24 protein-coding genes and 1 other annotated feature are annotated in these 18,082 nt (G+C 45.3%); of the genes, 8 read left to right on the forward strand and 16 right to left on the reverse strand.

Features of this window, described 5'->3' with window-relative positions; all coding sequences use genetic code 11:
• Positions 1 to 12: 12 nt before the first annotated feature.
• Both V1467_RS06910 and V1467_RS06915 read right to left on the reverse strand, forming a co-directional pair.
• Positions 13 to 567: a YceI family protein gene (locus V1467_RS06910; RefSeq protein ID WP_416308061.1), complete on the reverse strand. Its 555-nt coding sequence runs from the start codon at positions 565 to 567 to the stop codon at positions 13 to 15.
• Positions 564 to 1,127, reverse strand: coding sequence for a cytochrome b (locus tag V1467_RS06915; protein ID WP_416308062.1), 564 nt, complete (start codon positions 1,125 to 1,127; stop codon positions 564 to 566). Before V1467_RS06915 ends, V1467_RS06910 begins: the two co-directional genes overlap by 4 nt.
• A gap of 543 nt (positions 1,128 to 1,670) precedes the next feature.
• Between V1467_RS06915 and V1467_RS06920 the strand changes: the two genes are divergently transcribed.
• From V1467_RS06920 to V1467_RS06930, 3 genes are all read left to right on the forward strand, one after another.
• On the forward strand, positions 1,671 to 3,269 hold the full coding sequence (locus V1467_RS06920; RefSeq protein WP_416308063.1) for an isocitrate lyase: 1,599 nt from the start codon (positions 1,671 to 1,673) through the stop codon (positions 3,267 to 3,269).
• Between the two features lie 147 nt (positions 3,270 to 3,416).
• Positions 3,417 to 3,659: a type II toxin-antitoxin system ParD family antitoxin gene (locus V1467_RS06925; protein ID WP_416308064.1), complete on the forward strand. Its 243-nt coding sequence runs from the start codon at positions 3,417 to 3,419 to the stop codon at positions 3,657 to 3,659.
• Positions 3,656 to 3,961, forward strand: a complete 306-nt coding sequence (locus tag V1467_RS06930; protein ID WP_416308065.1) for a type II toxin-antitoxin system RelE/ParE family toxin — start codon at positions 3,656 to 3,658, stop codon at positions 3,959 to 3,961. The genes V1467_RS06925 and V1467_RS06930 overlap by 4 nt, the downstream gene beginning before the upstream one ends.
• A gap of 146 nt (positions 3,962 to 4,107) precedes the next feature.
• Here V1467_RS06930 and V1467_RS06935 read toward each other — a convergent pair whose 3' ends face one another.
• The gene (locus tag V1467_RS06935) at positions 4,108 to 4,443 is read right to left on the reverse strand and encodes a winged helix-turn-helix transcriptional regulator (protein WP_416308066.1); all 336 of its coding nucleotides are present in this window, start codon (positions 4,441 to 4,443) and stop codon (positions 4,108 to 4,110) included.
• Positions 4,444 to 4,605: 162 nt separating this feature from the next.
• On the opposite strand from V1467_RS06935, the gene V1467_RS06940 reads away from it, so the two are divergent.
• Complete coding sequence (locus V1467_RS06940; RefSeq protein WP_416308067.1) at positions 4,606 to 4,932, forward strand: hypothetical protein; 327 nt, start codon at positions 4,606 to 4,608, stop codon at positions 4,930 to 4,932.
• A complete protein-coding gene (locus V1467_RS06945) occupies positions 4,929 to 5,711 on the forward strand; it encodes an SDR family oxidoreductase (protein ID WP_416308068.1) in 783 nt (260 codons plus the stop codon). The genes V1467_RS06940 and V1467_RS06945 overlap by 4 nt, the downstream gene beginning before the upstream one ends.
• Before the next feature lie 94 nt (positions 5,712 to 5,805).
• On the opposite strand, the gene hisIE is transcribed toward V1467_RS06945, so the two are convergent.
• Genes hisIE through hisG form a run of 8 tightly spaced genes read right to left on the reverse strand, consistent with a single transcriptional unit; the run spans position 5,806 to position 12,925 of the window.
• Entirely contained in the window at positions 5,806 to 6,423 is a 618-nt protein-coding gene (gene hisIE / locus V1467_RS06950) for a bifunctional phosphoribosyl-AMP cyclohydrolase/phosphoribosyl-ATP diphosphatase HisIE (protein ID WP_416308069.1), read from the reverse strand.
• Complete coding sequence (gene hisF, locus V1467_RS06955; protein WP_416308070.1) at positions 6,420 to 7,193, reverse strand: imidazole glycerol phosphate synthase subunit HisF; 774 nt, start codon at positions 7,191 to 7,193, stop codon at positions 6,420 to 6,422. Before hisF ends, hisIE begins: the two co-directional genes overlap by 4 nt.
• Complete coding sequence (gene hisA / locus V1467_RS06960) at positions 7,193 to 7,930, reverse strand: 1-(5-phosphoribosyl)-5-[(5-phosphoribosylamino)methylideneamino]imidazole-4-carboxamide isomerase (RefSeq protein ID WP_416308071.1); 738 nt, start codon at positions 7,928 to 7,930, stop codon at positions 7,193 to 7,195. The genes hisF and hisA overlap by 1 nt, the downstream gene beginning before the upstream one ends.
• An 18-nt stretch (positions 7,931 to 7,948) precedes the next feature.
• The gene (gene hisH / locus V1467_RS06965) at positions 7,949 to 8,539 is read right to left on the reverse strand and encodes an imidazole glycerol phosphate synthase subunit HisH (RefSeq protein ID WP_416308072.1); all 591 of its coding nucleotides are present in this window, start codon (positions 8,537 to 8,539) and stop codon (positions 7,949 to 7,951) included.
• Positions 8,539 to 9,609 (reverse strand): bifunctional histidinol-phosphatase/imidazoleglycerol-phosphate dehydratase HisB, encoded by a 1,071-nt coding sequence (hisB, locus tag V1467_RS06970; protein ID WP_416308073.1) that lies wholly within the window; start codon positions 9,607 to 9,609, stop codon positions 8,539 to 8,541. The genes hisH and hisB overlap by 1 nt, the downstream gene beginning before the upstream one ends.
• Positions 9,606 to 10,715 (reverse strand): histidinol-phosphate transaminase, encoded by a 1,110-nt coding sequence (hisC, locus tag V1467_RS06975; RefSeq protein WP_416308074.1) that lies wholly within the window; start codon positions 10,713 to 10,715, stop codon positions 9,606 to 9,608. Before hisC ends, hisB begins: the two co-directional genes overlap by 4 nt.
• A complete protein-coding gene (gene hisD, locus V1467_RS06980; protein WP_416308075.1) occupies positions 10,712 to 12,004 on the reverse strand; it encodes a histidinol dehydrogenase in 1,293 nt (430 codons plus the stop codon). The genes hisC and hisD overlap by 4 nt, the downstream gene beginning before the upstream one ends.
• A 21-nt stretch (positions 12,005 to 12,025) precedes the next feature.
• Positions 12,026 to 12,925 (reverse strand): ATP phosphoribosyltransferase, encoded by a 900-nt coding sequence (gene hisG / locus V1467_RS06985; RefSeq protein ID WP_416308076.1) that lies wholly within the window; start codon positions 12,923 to 12,925, stop codon positions 12,026 to 12,028.
• 47 nt (positions 12,926 to 12,972) lie between these two features.
• Positions 12,973 to 13,088: a sequence feature (His leader region), on the reverse strand.
• A gap of 293 nt (positions 13,089 to 13,381) precedes the next feature.
• On the opposite strand from hisG, the gene V1467_RS06990 reads away from it, so the two are divergent.
• Complete coding sequence (locus V1467_RS06990) at positions 13,382 to 13,642, forward strand: hypothetical protein (RefSeq protein WP_416308077.1); 261 nt, start codon at positions 13,382 to 13,384, stop codon at positions 13,640 to 13,642.
• Between the two features lie 64 nt (positions 13,643 to 13,706).
• Here the strand turns inward: V1467_RS06990 and V1467_RS06995 are convergent, their stop codons facing one another.
• From V1467_RS06995 to V1467_RS07005, 3 genes are read right to left on the reverse strand one after another with little or no spacing between them, the layout of a single operon-like run.
• A complete protein-coding gene (locus V1467_RS06995; RefSeq protein ID WP_416308078.1) occupies positions 13,707 to 14,348 on the reverse strand; it encodes a DUF6058 family natural product biosynthesis protein in 642 nt (213 codons plus the stop codon).
• A 38-nt stretch (positions 14,349 to 14,386) separates the two neighbouring features.
• Positions 14,387 to 14,719, reverse strand: a complete 333-nt coding sequence (locus V1467_RS07000; RefSeq protein WP_416308079.1) for an antibiotic biosynthesis monooxygenase family protein — start codon at positions 14,717 to 14,719, stop codon at positions 14,387 to 14,389.
• Positions 14,713 to 15,060 carry an NIPSNAP family protein gene (locus V1467_RS07005; protein WP_416308080.1) on the reverse strand — a complete coding sequence of 116 codons (348 nt, stop codon included), beginning with the start codon at positions 15,058 to 15,060 and terminating at the stop codon, positions 14,713 to 14,715. Before V1467_RS07005 ends, V1467_RS07000 begins: the two co-directional genes overlap by 7 nt.
• Before the next feature lie 78 nt (positions 15,061 to 15,138).
• Here V1467_RS07005 and V1467_RS07010 point away from each other — a divergent pair, with 78 nt between their 5' ends.
• Positions 15,139 to 15,840: an ArsR/SmtB family transcription factor gene (locus V1467_RS07010; protein WP_416308081.1), complete on the forward strand. Its 702-nt coding sequence runs from the start codon at positions 15,139 to 15,141 to the stop codon at positions 15,838 to 15,840.
• Here V1467_RS07010 and V1467_RS07015 read toward each other — a convergent pair.
• Positions 15,815 to 16,678 (reverse strand): DNA ligase, encoded by an 864-nt coding sequence (locus tag V1467_RS07015; RefSeq protein ID WP_416308082.1) that lies wholly within the window; start codon positions 16,676 to 16,678, stop codon positions 15,815 to 15,817. The genes V1467_RS07010 and V1467_RS07015 overlap by 26 nt on opposite strands.
• A gap of 146 nt (positions 16,679 to 16,824) precedes the next feature.
• Complete coding sequence (locus tag V1467_RS07020; RefSeq protein WP_416308083.1) at positions 16,825 to 17,349, reverse strand: EF-hand domain-containing protein; 525 nt, start codon at positions 17,347 to 17,349, stop codon at positions 16,825 to 16,827.
• Positions 17,350 to 17,756: 407 nt separating this feature from the next.
• Between V1467_RS07020 and V1467_RS07025 the strand changes: the two genes are divergently transcribed.
• The gene (locus V1467_RS07025; RefSeq protein ID WP_416308084.1) at positions 17,757 to 18,071 is read left to right on the forward strand and encodes a hypothetical protein; all 315 of its coding nucleotides are present in this window, start codon (positions 17,757 to 17,759) and stop codon (positions 18,069 to 18,071) included.
• Positions 18,072 to 18,082: the final 11 nt, after the last annotated feature.

An 18,082-nucleotide genomic window follows, 5' to 3' on the forward strand; every position in this document is an offset into this window, starting at 1 on the left:
CATCGATGAGGTTTATTGTTTTACACCTTCAACAATCAAATCAAATTCGACTTTGCCAAAATCCATTTTAATCCCGAAATCACCCATATTGATGCTGGTAGTACCTTCAAAGCCTGCGCGGTAACCACCCCAGGGATCATCACCTTCACCGATCTTGGTGGCTTTAATCACAATAGGTTTGGTCACACCTAATAAGGTTAAATCACCGTGGATGTCCATTGATTCGTCACCGGTACTCTCTACCTTGGTACTGACAAATTTGGCTGTGGTAAAGTCATCTGTTTTCAGGAAGTCATCACCAAGAACATGTTTATTACGTTTGGCGTGGTTGGTATCAACGCTGGTCGTGTCAATATTAACGGTAACACTGGACGCTTCCGGTTTGGCCGCATCATAACTAAACTTGCCGTCAAATGTATTGAAACGTCCTGTCACATAGGAATAACCTAAATGGCTGACTTTAAAATTGATTGATGCATGCGCGCCTTTAGTGTCGATCACATAGTCGGCGGCATTCGCCATCTGCGATGCAGTCAGTAACGCGGTGGCTAAAATCAGTTTTTTCATTGTGTATCTCCGTGATTGTTGGCAGGTTTTAGCATTCTGCGCAAGGTTGAATCTTTATCGATTAGATGGTGCTTAAATGCAGCCAACCCATGGAATAGGCTTAAGCCTATTATAATGTAGGCTGCCCAGCGGTGAATATCACCACTTATGGTTTCCTGATGTTCAAATAGTTCACCCATTGACGGCAAGGCGAACCAGTCAAACACCTCTATACCTCTTCCGTCTGCGGTGGGGATAAGGTATCCGGTCACAAATAGTAAAAACAGCAGTAAATACAATAATCCGTGCGCTAATTGGGCGGCAACTTTTTCCCAGTTGGCACCTTCATTGATCGGTACCGGCTGGCTAAAGCGCCAAATTAGCCTGACCACTGTGACAGCCGCTAGCAAAATACCAATACTAACGTGCCACAACGGCGCGGTTTGGTACCACTCGCTGTAGTAGGTCAGATCTACCATCCACCAACCCAAAGCGAATAAACCGATAACGGCTAACGCACTTATCCAGTGGATAATAATACTTACCCATCCAAAGCTGGATTTACTGTTTGTTAATTCCATTACTCATCCTAAAAGGTAGATCAGCATTTAATCTAGTTAGCTTAATCTAAATTAATTTATGAAACATATCTAAATATAGATAGTAATGGCCTAAATTTTAGATGAATTAGAATTTGAGTGGCTGGAATCTAAAAATATATTCACCACAAAGGCGCGCAGTTCATAGAAGTAAATATAATATTGACTGTCATTCCTGTGTTATTACCCCTTTGTCACCTCTGCGTTATTTTAGGCGGGAGGCATAATCAGCAATTCAACTGTTTAAACACTGGACTCCGTTCCGGCCTAAAACACAAGCGGAATGACAAAAACTACCGAAGTGATGGTTTTATAAAACAATCTGATCACAAAGTTTTAGTTCACAGATGATCATTAGCACTCCTACGCTGCAAAAATCCCGCGCTTTTTTTCATTTTTGTAAAATTTACATTGTGTAATTTCTATTGTGAAATTTTAGTTAAAAGTTAACTAAGATATTTATCAACAAACGCGGGTTGTCCCGAATTCAGGTTAATTTAACAACATAATAATACGGAGTACCCTATGCAAGACTACAAGACTGAAATCAACCAGGCTCAAGCAACGCTTAATCATCAAGGCGCCGGATGGCAGGCGATTGACGCTGAATCCGTCGCCCGTATGCGGTTACAAAATCGTTTCAAAACGGGACTGGATATTGCCAAATATACCGCCGGAATTATGCGTGAAGATATGGCTGCCTATGATAAAAACTCAGCTAATTACACCCAATCGTTGGGCGTCTGGCATGGCTTTATTGGTCAGCAGAAAATGATTTCGGTGAAAAATCATTTTAATAGTACCAAAGGGCGTTACTTGTATTTATCCGGTTGGATGGTGGCGGCTATGCGATCTGAGTTTGGCCCACTGCCGGATCAGTCCATGCACGAGAAAACCTCGGTTCCGGCCTTAATCGAAGAATTGTATACCTTCTTGAAACAGGCTGATGCCCGTGAACTGCAGCATTTGTTTAGCGATCTGGATAATGCCCGTGAAGCGGGTGATGAAGTTAAAGTGCAGGCGATTCAAAAGCAGATTGACCACTTCCAAACCCATGTAGTGCCGATTATTGCCGATATCGATGCCGGTTTTGGTAATGAAGAAGCCACTTATTTACTGGCCAAAAAAATGATTGAAGCCGGTGCCTGCTGTATCCAGATTGAAAATCAGGTGTCCGATGCCAAGCAATGTGGTCATCAGGACGGTAAAGTGACCGTGCCCCATGAAGACTTTTTAGCCAAAATTAACGCCGTACGTTATGCCTTTATGGAACTGGGTGTAGAAGAGGGGGTTATTGTCGCACGAACCGATTCATTGGGTGCAGGCCTGACCCAGAAAATCCCGGTATCGCAACAGGTTGGTGATTTGGCTGACCAGTATAATGAATTTATTGACGGCCAGCCCATTACGTCGCTGGAGCAACTGCAATCTGGCGATATGCTGATTAAGCAGGGTGAACAATTAATTCGTCCAACACGTTTGCCTAACGGACTGGTGCGTTTTAAAGCCAATACCGGTGAAGATCGGGTGGTACTGGATTGCATAACCTCACTGCAACATGGTGCTGATTTACTGTGGATAGAAACCGAAAAACCGCATATCGGCCAGATTGCCGGTATGGTCAATCGCATCCGCGCCGTAGTGCCCGACGCCAAGCTGGTTTATAACAACAGCCCATCCTTTAACTGGACGCTCAATTTCCGCCAGCAAGTATTTGATAGCTGGACTGAGCAGGGCAAAGATGTGTCAGGTTATCAGCGCGATAATTTGATGCAGGCGCAGTATGATGATACTGAACTGGCGGTCGAAGCTGATGAAAAAATTCAGCGCTTCCAGCGTGATGCGGCCGAACAAGCGGGAATTTTCCATCATCTGATTACCCTGCCGACTTATCACACTGCGGCGTTATCTACCGATAATCTGGCCAAGGATTATTTTGGTGAGCAGGGGATGCTGGCCTATGTACAGGGGGTGCAACGTCAGGAAATCCGCCAGTCATTGGCCTGCGTTAAACATCAGGTGATGTCCGGCTCAAACATTGGCGATGATCATAAGGAATACTTCTCCGGTGCCCAGGCACTGAAAGCCTCCGGTAAAGATAACACCATGAACCAGTTTGCCTGATAATGGCTGACTTTAAGTTAGCTAGTATTAGGTAATCATGACAAAACAGGTGCTGTTCAGCACCTGTTTTTGTTTTAAGTTGTTTTGACATACCTTACTATTTATACCAATATCCATATAAATATTGGTACTTTTTTGAGGTGTGATATGGCTAAAAACACCAGCATTAGCTTGGGCAATCATTTTGATCAATTTGTTGCACAGCAAGTTGCAGACGGGCGCTACGGATCCGTGAGCGAAGTCATTCGGGCTGGGCTGCGCAAATTAGAAGATGAAGAACAAAAATTGAAAACATTGCGTTCACTTATCCAAGACGGTATCGCCAGCGGTACGGCTGAATACAGTTATGAAGGTTTGATGAAGGAGCTTGACCAAGATCTTGGCAAATGAGCTCATTTACAGTTTCAAAATCTGCCCTCGCAGACTTAAAAAATATAGCGATTTACACCCAGAAAAGATGGGGTGCAGAGCAGCGCAAAACCTATTTAAAAGGGCTGGACTTAACTTTCCAGTTTCTGGCCGAAAATCCAATCTCCGGCACGCCTTGTGACTGCATCGTTACTGGTTTAAGAAAACATCATCGTGAAAGCCACTGTATATATTATGCAAATAAGAATGACGGTATTTTCATTATCCGCGTTCTGCATAAAAGTATGGATGTTGAGTTGCAATTCAAACAACATAATACCTGATTGATGCAGAGTGAATTGTGTGAATTGGAATTTGCTATGAACAAAAAGTCCAACCTCACCATCTTCAGAATGTACTTTTGAATCAATAACACTAGTCTTTATGACCCCTTTTATTCTTTTATTGTGACGATGCCGTTTTAAATTGATTATATTTCGTAATTTTCGCGCAGTTCTGCCCATTGCAAAAGGGCATCGAGAGCTGGGCAAAGTGCTTGGCCCCAATCAGTCAAGGTATATTCGACCTTAGGCGGCACTTGAGGATGAACGATACGCCGCACGACCCCGTCAACTTCCATTTGGCGCAGCTGCTGGATAAGCATTTTTTGGGTGATGGTAGGAATTGCCTTTTCTAGTTCAGAGAATCGTAAAACGCGTCCACCAAACAAGTGAAACAAAATCACTAACTTCCATTTTCCATCAAAAATTTTAAGTGCTTGCTCAACACCATCAGCCGCGGTGGTAGGCGTCCATTTTTTTTCCATATTTTTTTGCTCTAGATTGCTCGCCAGTTAAAAAACTTACTTTTTAGTATGTACCTTACCTTTTTGTGCGTTCTTGAAGTAGTAAAAGCTTAATTTTATTCTTCTGAGGTAGTAATTCGAAACACATAGGGTGTTTCGTTTATAAATCAAGGAATTACTAATATGACGATTAAACTACCAAAGCCTATTGGCGATTATTTTAGTATTGACCGAGCACGCAGCGGAGATATTACTCGCTGCTTCGCGGAGAACGCTATCGTCAAGGACGAAAGTCTCACCTATCAAGGTTTAGCGGCCATTAAACAGTGGAAAATGGATTCCTCAAAGAAGTATAACTACACCAGCGAGCCATTCAGCTTTGAAGAAAAAGCAGGTAAATCCATAGTTACCAGTAAGTTGACAGGTAACTTCCCGGGGAGCCCCGTAAATCTTAACTATATATTCAGTCTTGAAGACGGCAAGATTACAACGCTGGAGATCACAATATGACCTTTGCTCTTGGATTAAATGGTCGCAGGGCACTCGTTACTGGAGGTACCAAAGGCTTGGGCGCTGCTGTTACGGAATCGTTGCATAACGCGGGAGTAAAAGTTGTTGCCACGGCGAGATCAGTTCCTGAAATCGCATCAGAAGGAATTACCTATATCGCAAGTGATCTGACTACGGCAGAAGGCTGCCAAAAAGTGGTCAATGCAGTTCTGCGACAATTTGGCAGCGTCGATATTATAGTTAATGTGATAGGGGGCTCAGGTGCCCCGAGCGGTGGTTTTGCAGCCTTTGATGACAGTGAATGGCAAAATGCACTCAATCAGAATTTATTGTCAGCAGTACGTCTTGATAGAGCTCTACTTCCGTCAATGTTGGCTCAGGGAGCGGGTGTTATTATCCACGTTACCTCCATACAAAGCCAATTGCCTTTGCCAGAATCTACAACGGCCTACGCGGCCGCGAAGGCTGCACTCTCAACTTACAGTAAGAGCCTGTCAAAGGAAGTGTCTCCCAAAGGTATCCGCGTGGTACGAGTATCCCCGGGGTGGATAGAGACTGAAGCGGCAGTGGCGCTAGCAGAAAGACTGGCGAAACACGCGGGAACAGACTATGCAGGAGGACAAAAGATAATTATGGATTCTCTTGGTGGTATACCTCTTGGTCGGCCTGCAAGTCCTTCGGAAGTGTCTGACTTGATCACTTTCTTGGTTTCGGATAGGGCCTCATCAATCACGGGAACCGAGTATATTATTGATGGTGGGACGGTTCCCACCGTCTAGCAACAGGACGAATGATAATAGGAATGTGGCAGAATTGTCTTACTGGTTAGCTAAAACAAATATGGTCGAATTACCCTAAAGTCCGCCAGTCAATCTATTTATGCCGCTGCTTTAATATTTCAACTGCGTCGTTAAGACTCAAGCCGCTGGCTTGTAGCAATACAATTAGATGGTAAAGCAAATCTGCGGATTCCTTTTTGAGTTCTTCCAAATCGCCCACAGTGGCGGCCAGTGCGGTTTCGACGCCTTCTTCACCGACTTTTTGGGCGATACGTTTAATCCCGCTGGCATATAAGCTCGCGGTGTAACTGCTTTCGGCGTCTGCACCTTTACGGCTGGCAATCACTTGTTCCAGCTGCGCGATAAAGCTTAAATCCGGTGTGTTGGCGTCGGGCCAGCAGGTGTCGGTGCCTTTATGGCAAGTGGGGCCATGGGGGATGGCTAAGACTAAAATGGCATCCAGGTCACAATCGGCGCTTATTTGTTTTAGCTCCAGCACGTTGCCGGACTCTTCGCCTTTAGTCCAAAGGCGCTGTTTGGAACGGCTAAAAAAGGTCACATTGCCGGTTTCTAGCGTTTTTTGTAACGCCGCTTTATCCATATAACCCTGCATTTGCATGGTGCCGGTAATGGAGTGCTGAACCAGACAGGGAATAAGCCCATCCATCTTATCCCAGGCGAGTTCGGCGATATTGTCTTTAGTAATAATCATTTTCTTATCTCCACACCTTCTACGCGCAAATACTGCTTTAATTGCTGAATATCGATAATGGCTTTATGGAATACCGAGGCGGCTAAGGCGCCGTCTACATCGGCTTGCTGGTAAACGTTTTTAAAGTCTTCCATTTTACCGGCCCCGCCAGAGGCAATCAGCGGCACGTTGCATACATCACGGACTAAACGCAGTTGCTCAATATCGTAACCTTGGCGCACACCATCCTGATTCATGCAGTTCAGCACGATTTCACCGGCACCCCGTTGTTGCACTTCTTTAACCCAATCGAGTGTTTGCCATTTGGTGGTGACGGTGCGGCTTTCATCACCAGTAAACTGGTTTACCTGGTACAAGCCGGTTTGCTCGTTATAAAAGCTGTCGATGCCGATGACCACACATTGCTGACCGTATTGATCGTGTAATTGGGTAATCAGTTCTGGATTACTCAGAGCAGGGGAGTTGACCGAGATTTTATCTGCGCCCATTTCCAGAATACGACCGGCATCTTCGACTGATTTAATTCCGCCCGCGACACAAAAGGGAATGTCGATAACCTGGGCAATCCGACTGACCCAACTTTTGTCCACCACGCGGGCGTCACTGGAGGCGGTAATATCGTAAAACACCAGTTCGTCGGCGCCGGCTTTGGCGTATTGTTCGGCCAGCGGCACAATATCACCGATAATTTCGTGGTTACGGAATTTAACCCCTTTTACTACCTTGCCGTCTTTAACGTCTAAACAGGGGATGATACGTCGGGCTAACATTAGCGCGTCTCCCAGGTTTGAATCGCTTGGCTGAGAGTAAATTTACCTTCCAGCAAAGCGCGGCCCAAAATAACCCCCGATACATTGGTAGGCTGCAGCGCTTTGATATCGTCCAGATTGCCAATGCCACCGGAAGCTTGCCATTCAATAGTGGGAAACTGGGTGGTCATTTCAGTATAAAGCTGCTTGTTGGAACCCTGTAACGTGCCATCACGGCTGATGTCGGTGCACAATACATGTTTGGCACCCACAGTTAAAAAGTCTTCCAGTAATACTTCCAGCGCCACGCCGCTGTTTTGTTGCCAGCCGTGAGTGGCAATGTGTTTGTTGCCTTGCTCGTCAATATTCACATCCAGCGCCAGGACAATTTTTTCCGCGCCGTATTTTTCTATCCAGCTTTTAACCAGTTCCGGCTGTTTAACCGCCACCGAGCCAATGACTACGCGGCTAATTCCCACATCCAGTAATTGGATCACATCTTGTTCATCACGTACGCCACCACCGGCCTGAAATTGCATTTTACCGGTAGCCACCATGCGGCCGATCAAATCTAACTGGCGTTTGCTGGTATCTTTGGCACCGGTTAAATCGACGATATGCAGCCATTTTGCGCCTTCGCCGGCGTATTGATTGACCACTTCAATAGGGTCGAATTGATATTCAGTTTTCTGGCCGTAATCACCTTGATACAGGCGTACGACTTTGCCGTCTATTAAATCTATGGCAGGAATAATCATCTACTTGCTTCTCTATACTCAGGTGTTTTCAATAAAATTTTGCAATAATTTTGCTCCGGCATCGCTGGAACGTTCAGGGTGAAATTGCACCCCGTAAAAATTGTCTTGGCCGATACTGGCCGAAAAGGCCGTACCATAATCACAGCTTGCCAGTGTCACATCACTTACCGGTGCGGCAAAACCGTGCACAAAATAGAAATAGCTGCCATCGGCGATCCCCGCAAACAAAGGATTATCTTGGCTGACGTTAATCTGGTTCCAGCCCATGTGGGGTAAACGCAGTTCACCGACTTGCATTTTTTGCACTTCGGTATCAATTAAACCCAGACAATCCACATTGCCTTCTTGCGAATGGCGGGTCATTAACTGCATGCCTAAACAGATCCCCAAAACAGGCTGTTTAAGTTGCTGAATCACCGTTACTAAGCCCTTTTGCCGAATTTGCGCCATCGCTGCATTGGCCGAACCCACACCGGGCAAAAAGACCTTGTCGGCTTGCTGGATCACCTCGGCGCTATCCGATACCTGTACCTGATAACCCAACCGTTCTATGGCAAATCGTACCGATGAAATATTGGCGCAGCCGGTGTTGACAATCACCAGTTGCATTACAGTGCCCCTTTACTGGAAGGCAATACATCGCCTTTCACCTGAATGGCTTGACGCAGTGCACGGCCAAATACTTTAAACAGGCTTTCTACCTGATGATGGGCATTACCTTCGGTGGTGGACAAGTGCAGGGAAATGCCCATGCTATCGGATAACGAACGGAAGAAATGACCAATCATCTGTACCGACATTTCGCCCACCCGTTCCTGAGTAAACTCGGCATCGAATTTCAGCCACGGGCGGGCGGATATATCCAGCACACATTCGGCGCGGCATTCATCCATTGGCAAGGCAAAGCCAAAACGCCCGATTCCGCGTTTGTTACCCAGTGCTTTACGCAAGGTTTCACCCAGTGCCAGCGCGGTATCTTCTACCGAATGGTGTTCATCAATATGTAAGTCACCGTCTACTTTTATGGTCATATTAAAGCCGCCGTGGGTGGCGATTTGATCGAGCATATGATCAAAAAAGCCAATGCCGGTGCTGATGTCAGATTTAGTGCTGGAATCCAAATCCACTTTAACCAGAATATCCGTCTCCGAGGTTTTACGGTGTACTTCGGCGGTGCGGTTTTGGCCGGTCAACTGCTTTTCTATCGCCGTCCAGTTATTGGCTGCGCGATCATATAAAATGCCCTGAATACCCATGTTGTCGGCCAGTTGCATATCGGTTTGACGATCGCCAATCACAAAGGAGCGGCCAAAATCGACTTTGCCCTGTTGTAGATAACCCTTTACCAAGCCCAGCTTGGGTTTACGGCAGCTACAGTTATCGGCATCAAAGTGCGGACAAATTAATACATCATCAAAGATCACGCCTTGGCTGGTGAATAAATCCATCATCTTGTTATGCGGTGCGGCAAAATCGGCTTGCGGGAAGCTGTCGGTGCCCAAACCATCTTGGTTGGATACCATCACCAGTCGAAAACCCGCTTGTTGTAATTTCAGCAATACTGGCAAAACCAGTGGTTCAAATACCAGTTTTTCCAGTGAATCCAGTTGTTTATCTACGGCTGGCTCTTCTACCAGCGTGCCGTCACGGTCGATAAATAAAATGGCTTGTTGACTCATGAGTTACTGCTCTCCTGCTGAAAAAATTGCTGAATGGCGTTTAGCACCATCTTGTTCTGTCGATCATTGCCAATGGTAATACGCAGGCAATTATCCAGATTAAGTTGTTTTGACTGGTCGCGAATTAAAATATTTTGTGCCACCAGCGCATCAAATAGCGCTTGTTTTTGTTCGGTTTTAAACAGAATGAAGTTAGCTGCGCTATCACCCACTAAGGTGACTTGCGGAATTAGGCCTAACTGTTGCTGTAGCTGCTGCTTTTGCTGATTAATGATAGCGACCTGATTGCGAGTACGTTGTAAACCAGAGCCACTTAATGCCTGTTTGGCAATTTGTGCTACCGGCTCTGGCACCGGATAGGGGGCTATCACTTTAAGTAAAGCCTGGATCACTGCCTCATCGGCTAAGGTAAAACCACAACGAATACCGGCTAAGGCAAAGGCTTTAGACAAGGTACGCAACACCACTAAATTGGGATATTGCGCCAGTTCATTCGCCCAACTGCTTTGTGCGGTAAATTCAATATAAGCCTCATCCACTACCACTAAGGCTTTACCGGCATAAGCACCCAGTACTTGTTTGAGTTGTTCCTTGCCTACATCGGTACCGGTGGGGTTATTGGGTGAGCAGATAAAAACCAGTTTTACTTTGCCAACCTGTGTTTTGATGGCATCCAGATCCAGACTGAAGTCAGCATTTAACGGGGCTTTTTCAACGCCGATATTAAAGGTTTCTGCACTGATGGCATACATGCCGTAAGTGGGCGGGCAGATTAAAATTTTATCCTGCCCCGGCGTGCAAAAAGCACGGATTAATAATTCAATCCCTTCATCCGCACCGCGAGAGGTTAAGGTTTGCTCCGGTTTCACTCCCGCATATTGCGCATAGGCTTTAATTACTGAGGGTGGCTGACAATCGGGATAACGGTTTAGTGTTTCACAATTCAATTCGTATTCGTTGGCAAAAGGCGATTCATTGGCGTTTAACCAGTTAGTCTGGTTTTCACCCGAGCCTTCCCCCGAGAATAACCGTCGAGCCGATTGATAGGGTTGTAAAGTTTTTAAGTTTTCACAAAGTAGTTGTTCGACTAAGCTTGCTGCGCTCATTTTAATGCCTCCAGACGGATAGCCACGGCTTGTTGATGTGCGTCTAATCCTTCGGCATTGGCCAGTGTCATAATCGCCGGACCAATATTTTGTAAACCCTGAGAGCTTAACTCTTGTACGGTATAACGGCGCAAAAAGTCCATTATTCCCAAGCTGGAATAATTACGCGCATAACCGTAAGTGGGCAATACGTGATTGGTGCCGCTGGCATAATCACCGGCGGATTCAGGTGACCACTGACCGACAAAAATCGATCCGGCATTGGTCAGTTGCGGTAAGTAATTGCGGGCATTATCCAATTGCAGAATTAAGTGCTCCGGCGCATAGGCGTTGGAGACCTGCAGCGATTGCTCAATGGAGTCAGTTAAAATATAGCGGCTGTTGGCCATGGCCTGTTCCGCAATGGTTTTGCGGTTGAGTCGTGCTAGCTGACGTTCTACCGCCTGTTTGGTTGCTTCAATGACTTCACGGCTATTACAAACCATTATTGCTTGCGAATCGGTTCCGTGTTCGGCTTGAGATAATAAATCGGCTGCGACAAATTCAGGATTAGCGTTGCTATCGGCAATGACTAATACTTCAGAAGGCCCTGCGGGCATATCGATAGCGGCACCATCGGCTACTTGGCTAACCTGTTGTTTGGCTTCGGTGACATAGCTGTTGCCGGGGCCAAATATTTTATCTACCTTGCTAATCGATTCGGTACCAAAGGCCATGGCGGCAATGGCTTGTGCGCCGCCAACCAGATAGATTTCGTCAATTTCACACAATTGCGCGGCGTAACGAATTTCAGCCGCTATGCGGCCGTCTTTACCGGCCGGTGTACAGAGTATTTTACGAGCACAACCGGCTACCTGTGCGGTAGCGCCCAGCATCAATACAGTTGAAGGCAAGGGGGCGGTACCGCCGGGAATATACAAACCCACTGCCGCTATCGGGCTGTGCTTGAGTTCGCAAATCACTCCCGGCGTGGTTTCAATTTTGGTGTCCTGCGGCATTTGCGCGGTATGAAACTGGCGAATATTGTTGTACGCCAGTTGAATCGCCTGTTTGACGTCTTCACTCAGTTCTTTCCCGGCACTGGCTAATTGCTCTGCGGGCAAAGCCAACTGAGTTAAATCGGCACCGTCAAACTGTCGGTTAAAATTCAGCAATGCCTGATCACCTTGTTCGCGCACGGTTTGAATGATCTGCCGCACGGTGTTGGTTAGTTCGAGGCTATCAGACAGCGCAGGGCGGGCTAATATCGCCTGTTGTTCTTTGCTATTGAGTTGTGACCAATTTTTCATTTTCGTAGTCTACTCTGCCCGTTAACCCATCATTTTTTCGATCGGCATGACTAAAATTGATCGACAACCCAGTGCCTTGAGTTTTTCCATGGTTTCCCAAAACAGGGTTTCGGTGGACACTACGTGGATCGCCACGGTTTTTTCATTGCCGGCCAAAGGCAATATGGTGGGATTCTCGGCACCGGGGAGTAATTGTTTAACTTGGTCAAGCTTGTCGGTGGGGGCGTGCAACATAATGTATTTGCTTTCCTTGGCCTGCATTACCCCGGCAATACGTGGCATTAATTTATTAATTAACGCCTGTTTGGATTCGGACATTTCGCCACTGCGCTGAATTAACACGGCGGTTGAGCTGAATATTTCCTGCACTTCACGCAAGCCATTGGCTTCCAGCGTGGCACCGGTGGAGACCAAATCACAGATTGCATCGGCCAAACCGGCACGAGGGGCAACTTCTACCGAGCCGTTTAACATCACCGCACTGGCATTCACATTCTCAGCTTTAAAATAGCGTTCCAATAAATAGGGATAAGTAGTGGCGACGGTTTTACCGCTAAAATCTTGTACTGACTGGTAATTAAATTCATTTGGTACGGCGATGGATAACCGACAACCGCCAAAATCCAGTTTGGTTAACTCCTGATAACTGGCATTTTTGTTGGTAGCCTGACGTTCGAGCATCTTTTCTTCCAGCTCGTTCTCACCGATAAAACCTAAATCCACTACACCATCCATCACCAGTCCGGGAATATCATCATCGCGCACTCGTAATAAATCGATAGGCAAGTTAGTTGAATGGGCGATAAGCAGACGGTCGCGAATGGAAAGTTTAACGCCAATTGCCTTGAGCAGCTCCATACTGCCATCACATAAGCGCCCGGATTTCTGTACTGCTATTCGTAATCTGTTGGTATCAGTCATTAGATTTTAATCGCCCTGTTAAATTTTTAAATTAGTATTCTGAAACAAAAAACCCCCGGTAGTCACCTGCCGGGGGTTGAGTCGTTAAACTGTTCCACTGGAAGGTGTCCATAGACCTTCCAGCACGAACCTGAAAGGTTATGCTATATGATGGTGGTGATGTAATGCTTTCAGGTTATTCATAATTAGGTTCGCGTCTTCTTTGCTCGCTTTGGAAGCCATAAATTAACCAATGCGTTAAGGCTTTGCAATGACTAATTATGTATTTATTTATAATTTTTACCCAGTTGATATTGCTAACGGTTTTAAGCTAACCACTGTTAAACCGGTTGCAAAAGATTGAATTTATATTGCTATAGTGAGTCATACCCTTTAGGGTTGATTAAAGTTTAATCAATTCAACCCGATATTGTAATAGTTAATAATACAACGGCATCAACAGGACGAGGCAAGTTAATGGTCAGCGACTTAATATTTTCCGTATTGCCCCGTGAAGGGCAGGCGGCAATAGTTAAAGACGAGTTCAAAGTAGAACAAGTTAGTAAAGAAGCCAGAATTCGTGAATTAAATGACGAAGAGAAAGCGCTGAATGCGGAAGAACGCGATGCCCGCGAAAAACACGAGTATAAACAGCATACCAAAAATAAGCAGCCCCAGCAGGATGTCGAACCAGAAGATGATAAAGATGAAGACGGTCATCTGGATCTTTATGTCTAAACCCGCTTAAAGCTGATTTTTTTATTTACATCGTTAAGTCACCGTTCTGGCAGACTTCAATCCATTACAAACTGGCTCTTAAACCATATTTACGTCTTAACTCGTTGACCAAACGTTGCCGTGAACTGGTTTTACGTTCATGTGGAGCAAAGAGTGCGCTGGCGTTATCGAGTAAATTAATTGCCTGTTCCAGTTGTGATAACTGTGCTGTTGATAGACTGGGATGTTCAATTAGTTGATTAATAATAATGATGGCCAGTTCCTTGGCGGCAATATCTTCAGGTAGCCCGCTTTTGGTGCATAATCCGTAAGTGCCATCCAGAAAAGATTGCCATTCCTGCAGAATATGCGTATTAAAATTCTGGTTCAATTTATCGTGCCTGTTACTAAACCCTTGCTGTTGTAGCTGATCCAAACGCGCTTCATAGCGTTGGCTAAAAAGCGCAAATACTTGCTTGGCATCTACGCCGGTCGACAGTATTCCAATCCAGCTTATATAGCCTTTGGCATAATATTCAACTTGCTGATGTTGTGTGGATAAACCAAAAAAAGAGTCGCAATCTAGCTGAATATTCAAGCGGTAAGAGGCTTGTGGCATTATTTTGTCTGACTGCCATTGTTTCAATTGTTCGTCACTAATCTGACTAATATCCAACAATTGTTCGCGGGTATAAAAATACTGGTTAAGATAGTTAAGCAACTCCATTGTTATTCCTTGTGTTAAATCTGTGTAAGTTAGCGAGTTTATTGACTGTCATCCGGAGCTTGTTCACGTTGTTGATGGTTGTAATCGCGGCAAACTTGCGCAACACGAATACGGTAATGTTCAAAAAGCGTATCGAGTCCTTGTTGCTGGGCCGCTCTATGTTCGGCCAAATTGCGCCAATGACTTACTGCTTCTTCATCCCGCCAGAATGACAAGGATAAAAAGGTGCCGGGACTGGTTAGACTTTGAAAACGTTCCACCGAAATAAACCCGTCGATCTTGATTAATGACGCTTTGAGATCGCTGGCAATATCAAAATAGTCTTGTCGTCCTTGTGGTGTTGGAGTGATTTCAAAAATAACCGCTAGCATGGTTGCACCTCTTGATTGGCAGGTCGTATATAGGTGTTATCGATGACCCGTAAAAAGCTGCGTTTCTCCTGCAAAATAAACTGCTGCTGTTGGGCAAAATCAAAATTACTTTTACTTTCCGGATTTTGACGTAATCGTTGTCGGTAGACTTCATAATCGGCGAGGCTGTTAAAGCTGATCAGGCCATAGGCGATATTGTTGCTGCCCTCGTGCGGCATAAAGTAACCGATTAATTCGCCACCACAACGGGGAATGATGTTGGCCCAGTTACTGGCATATTGCTCAAACTGTTCCAGTTGTGCGGGGTTAAGTTGATATTCGATAAAGCAGGTAATGGTCATTGGCTATCTCTGGCGGTGATTTTTAAGGTAATCTAGCAGCCTGATGACTTAATGCTTCGACGCGGGTCGAATTAATCGATGATTTTAATCCAGCCTGATATTACCGTTATTGCCAATGCGATTGGGGAGCCTTCCCGCGCCAAAATGCTGATCGCGCTAATGAGTGGTAAAGCGTTAACGGCCACCGAGCTGGCGCTGGAAGCCGATATCACAGCACAAACTGCCAGTAGCCATTTATTAAAACTGGTTAATAGCCAGTTGTTGGTGGTACGTAAACAGGGGCGGCATAAATATTTTCAGTTAAAAGATCACACTATTGCCGAATTACTCGAACAGTTACTCAATATCAGTGCCGGTCTGAATACGTCCAGTACTGTTACCGGTCCTGACGATATAGCGCTAAAGCAATCTCGCATTTGTTATGACCACCTGGCTGGCGAACGAGGCGTCGCATTATATCGCGCGCTGGTTGAACAGAATATTTTAGTGGACAAGGCCGACACCACTATCCTGACCGAATCGGGTAATATATTTTTTAGGCAATTGGGCGTTGATATCGATTTGCTGTCCAGAGCAAAAAGGCCATTATGCAAATCCTGTCTGGACTGGAGCGAGCGAGTCAACCATCTGGCCGGTAGTTTAGGTAAGTGGATTTTACAAGATGCATTAACTCGACAATGGTCCAAACAGGATATGGATTCCCGCGTGATCCGCTTTAATCCCTCGGGTATTAAACAGTTCTACAAAAAATACGCTATTGATCCTCTCGGACTCGCATAAAGCTGGCGAATCGCGGCAAGCCATTGACTGTTTTTCCATAGTATTTAAAGGTAATTGCCGAGCCTATTGGTGGTGGGTTCTGGCGTTGCAGATCACTAAAGCCGGAACCAATTTTAAATTGCGTACCATCCTGCAATTCGACCAACAATGCACCCAGCATATTCTGATATTTGCCTTTACCGGGCAGATGCTCAATGACAGTCGCTTCGGCATCCTGATATTTTTTAAGCTTTAATAGTTTATCGCTGCGGCCATCTTGGTAGTAAGCGTCCTGATGATGCAACATGAGTCCTTCTGCTCCCTGAGCCACCATGCTATCTAACTTGGCAGTTAACTGTGCTTCATTGTCTAGCCTGAACTGCGGGATCATTTGTAAGTAGGGGCTAGCGGTTTTGGCTACCAACACCTCCATTTTGTCCAGGCGTTGGCTGAATGATCCCGGCCCATCGGGTAAATCAAATAACATCAGTTTGACCTGTTGCCATCTGTCATCCGCAATGTCACGTAACACAATCGATGTGGTTAGCTCAAAGCTATTACGTGCAACCCACAGTTCGCCATCAAGGGCTTGTTGAGGGAAAGCTTGAACAAACCAGCCAGGCGCTTGAATAACATTGCCGTTGCGAGTTAGAAGTTGTTTACCATCCCAACGGGCGCGAACACCATCCAGCTTTTCGCTGATCCAGTATTCTTTTATCGATATGCCTGAATGGTAAATACTGGCAAGCTGAATGACTTGTTTGGCGTCGCCGGTGCCTGACCAGCAGGTTATCGGTTGGATGGCAGCGAGCAGAATAACAAAGTTACGTATAAAGAGGATAATCCTTAACATATTCATTGACTTCCATATCGGTGAACAGGTGTTAAGTGTAGTAGGCATGCAGAGAAAAGGTGAACTTTGCGATAGCAGTAAACCTATTCTGCTAGCGTTTGAACAAGTTCTAGCAGATTAGGTTTGGATTAAGGTATTTAGCAATTTGAATATCATGCAGTGGTATTAACGGGTGGGGCGACTTTATTGATTAGTTCCATTGAGTCTTTCACACCCTCTTTGGAATAACCTTGGGTTTGTAACTGTTGTAACAAGTCATTTAAACGGTTGGCCGTGTCTTCGTCGCTGGTATCTTCCGCGATTGTCGCCAGCATGGATTTAAATGAATCAAAGCGGGATTGTTGCTCTTCATCGGCTTTACCGTAACCTGTTGGACCACCCATTTCCGAGTCCATTTTAGCCATGATTGCAGACATACGCTCCTGCATATCCTGCATTAATTTGTCATGTTCTTCCTGAGATACTTCGCCGTCGCCGTTGGCATCTAGCGCATTAAATGCTTCACTGGCTTTGGTGGAATCAATACCTTGTGCCGTCATCGCCTCGATAAATTCGCTCGAACTAACAATACCATCCTCGTTGGTGTCTGCTGCGTCAAAGTTTTCCTGGGCTTTTTTCTGTAGCTCATCCATTCGTTGGGCAGGATCGATACCTCCCATTGCTGATATTACACTCATGATTTTTTTCTCCTGTGGTTGCAAAAATCAATGGGTATACAGCAGGTTTGGTTCCAGTTTTTGTCAGTAAAGTGTAAAGAACGTTAAGTGACTCGTTTTGATGGTTTTTCAGGATGTTAACTAGGTGAGTTAGGAAGTTAAATGGCAATAATTTGCCTTGTTCTGGTCAGACAATGCCGAATCGGGGATTGACGTCGCCGTTGATATTTTTTGTGAATGATGAGATTTATCCGCATCAATCCTGTATAACATAACAACGCTGTCTGATTTTTCCGGGACGAATCGGCTATCAGACGGTATTAAAAATAAGTTATTTTTTATTATGTAAGAGGTGTTAAAAATCGCGGGGCATTAGCCCATATCACTCGCTTTTTCGTAGATCCATCGAATGTAAGGACGTGAAAATTATGAGTAACATTATTGAATTTCCTACCAAGACAGTCAGAGACTGGATTTCCATCGAAAATACAGTTCGTTCATTGCTTAATCAATCCAATGCATCAGACAATTTAACTGAAGTGGTCGTTGACCGCATGAAGACCGCATTGGAAGAACATCAGTTTGAATATTCGCTTTCGCTCAATGTGCAAGAGGAGCCGGTCGAAAAGGTTAATCACAAAATTGCCGATTTTGCCAACGCATTGCAGGAACACTCGAATAACTTGTTGCTAAGCAGGTTGTTTCTGGAAGTACGATTGGCGCAAGCTGAAGGACACGGTTAGATAAAGTATGG

It is taken from the genome of Neptunicella plasticusilytica (assembly GCF_047922965.1).
GTDB lineage: Bacteria > Pseudomonadota > Gammaproteobacteria > Enterobacterales > Alteromonadaceae > Neptunicella > Neptunicella plasticusilytica.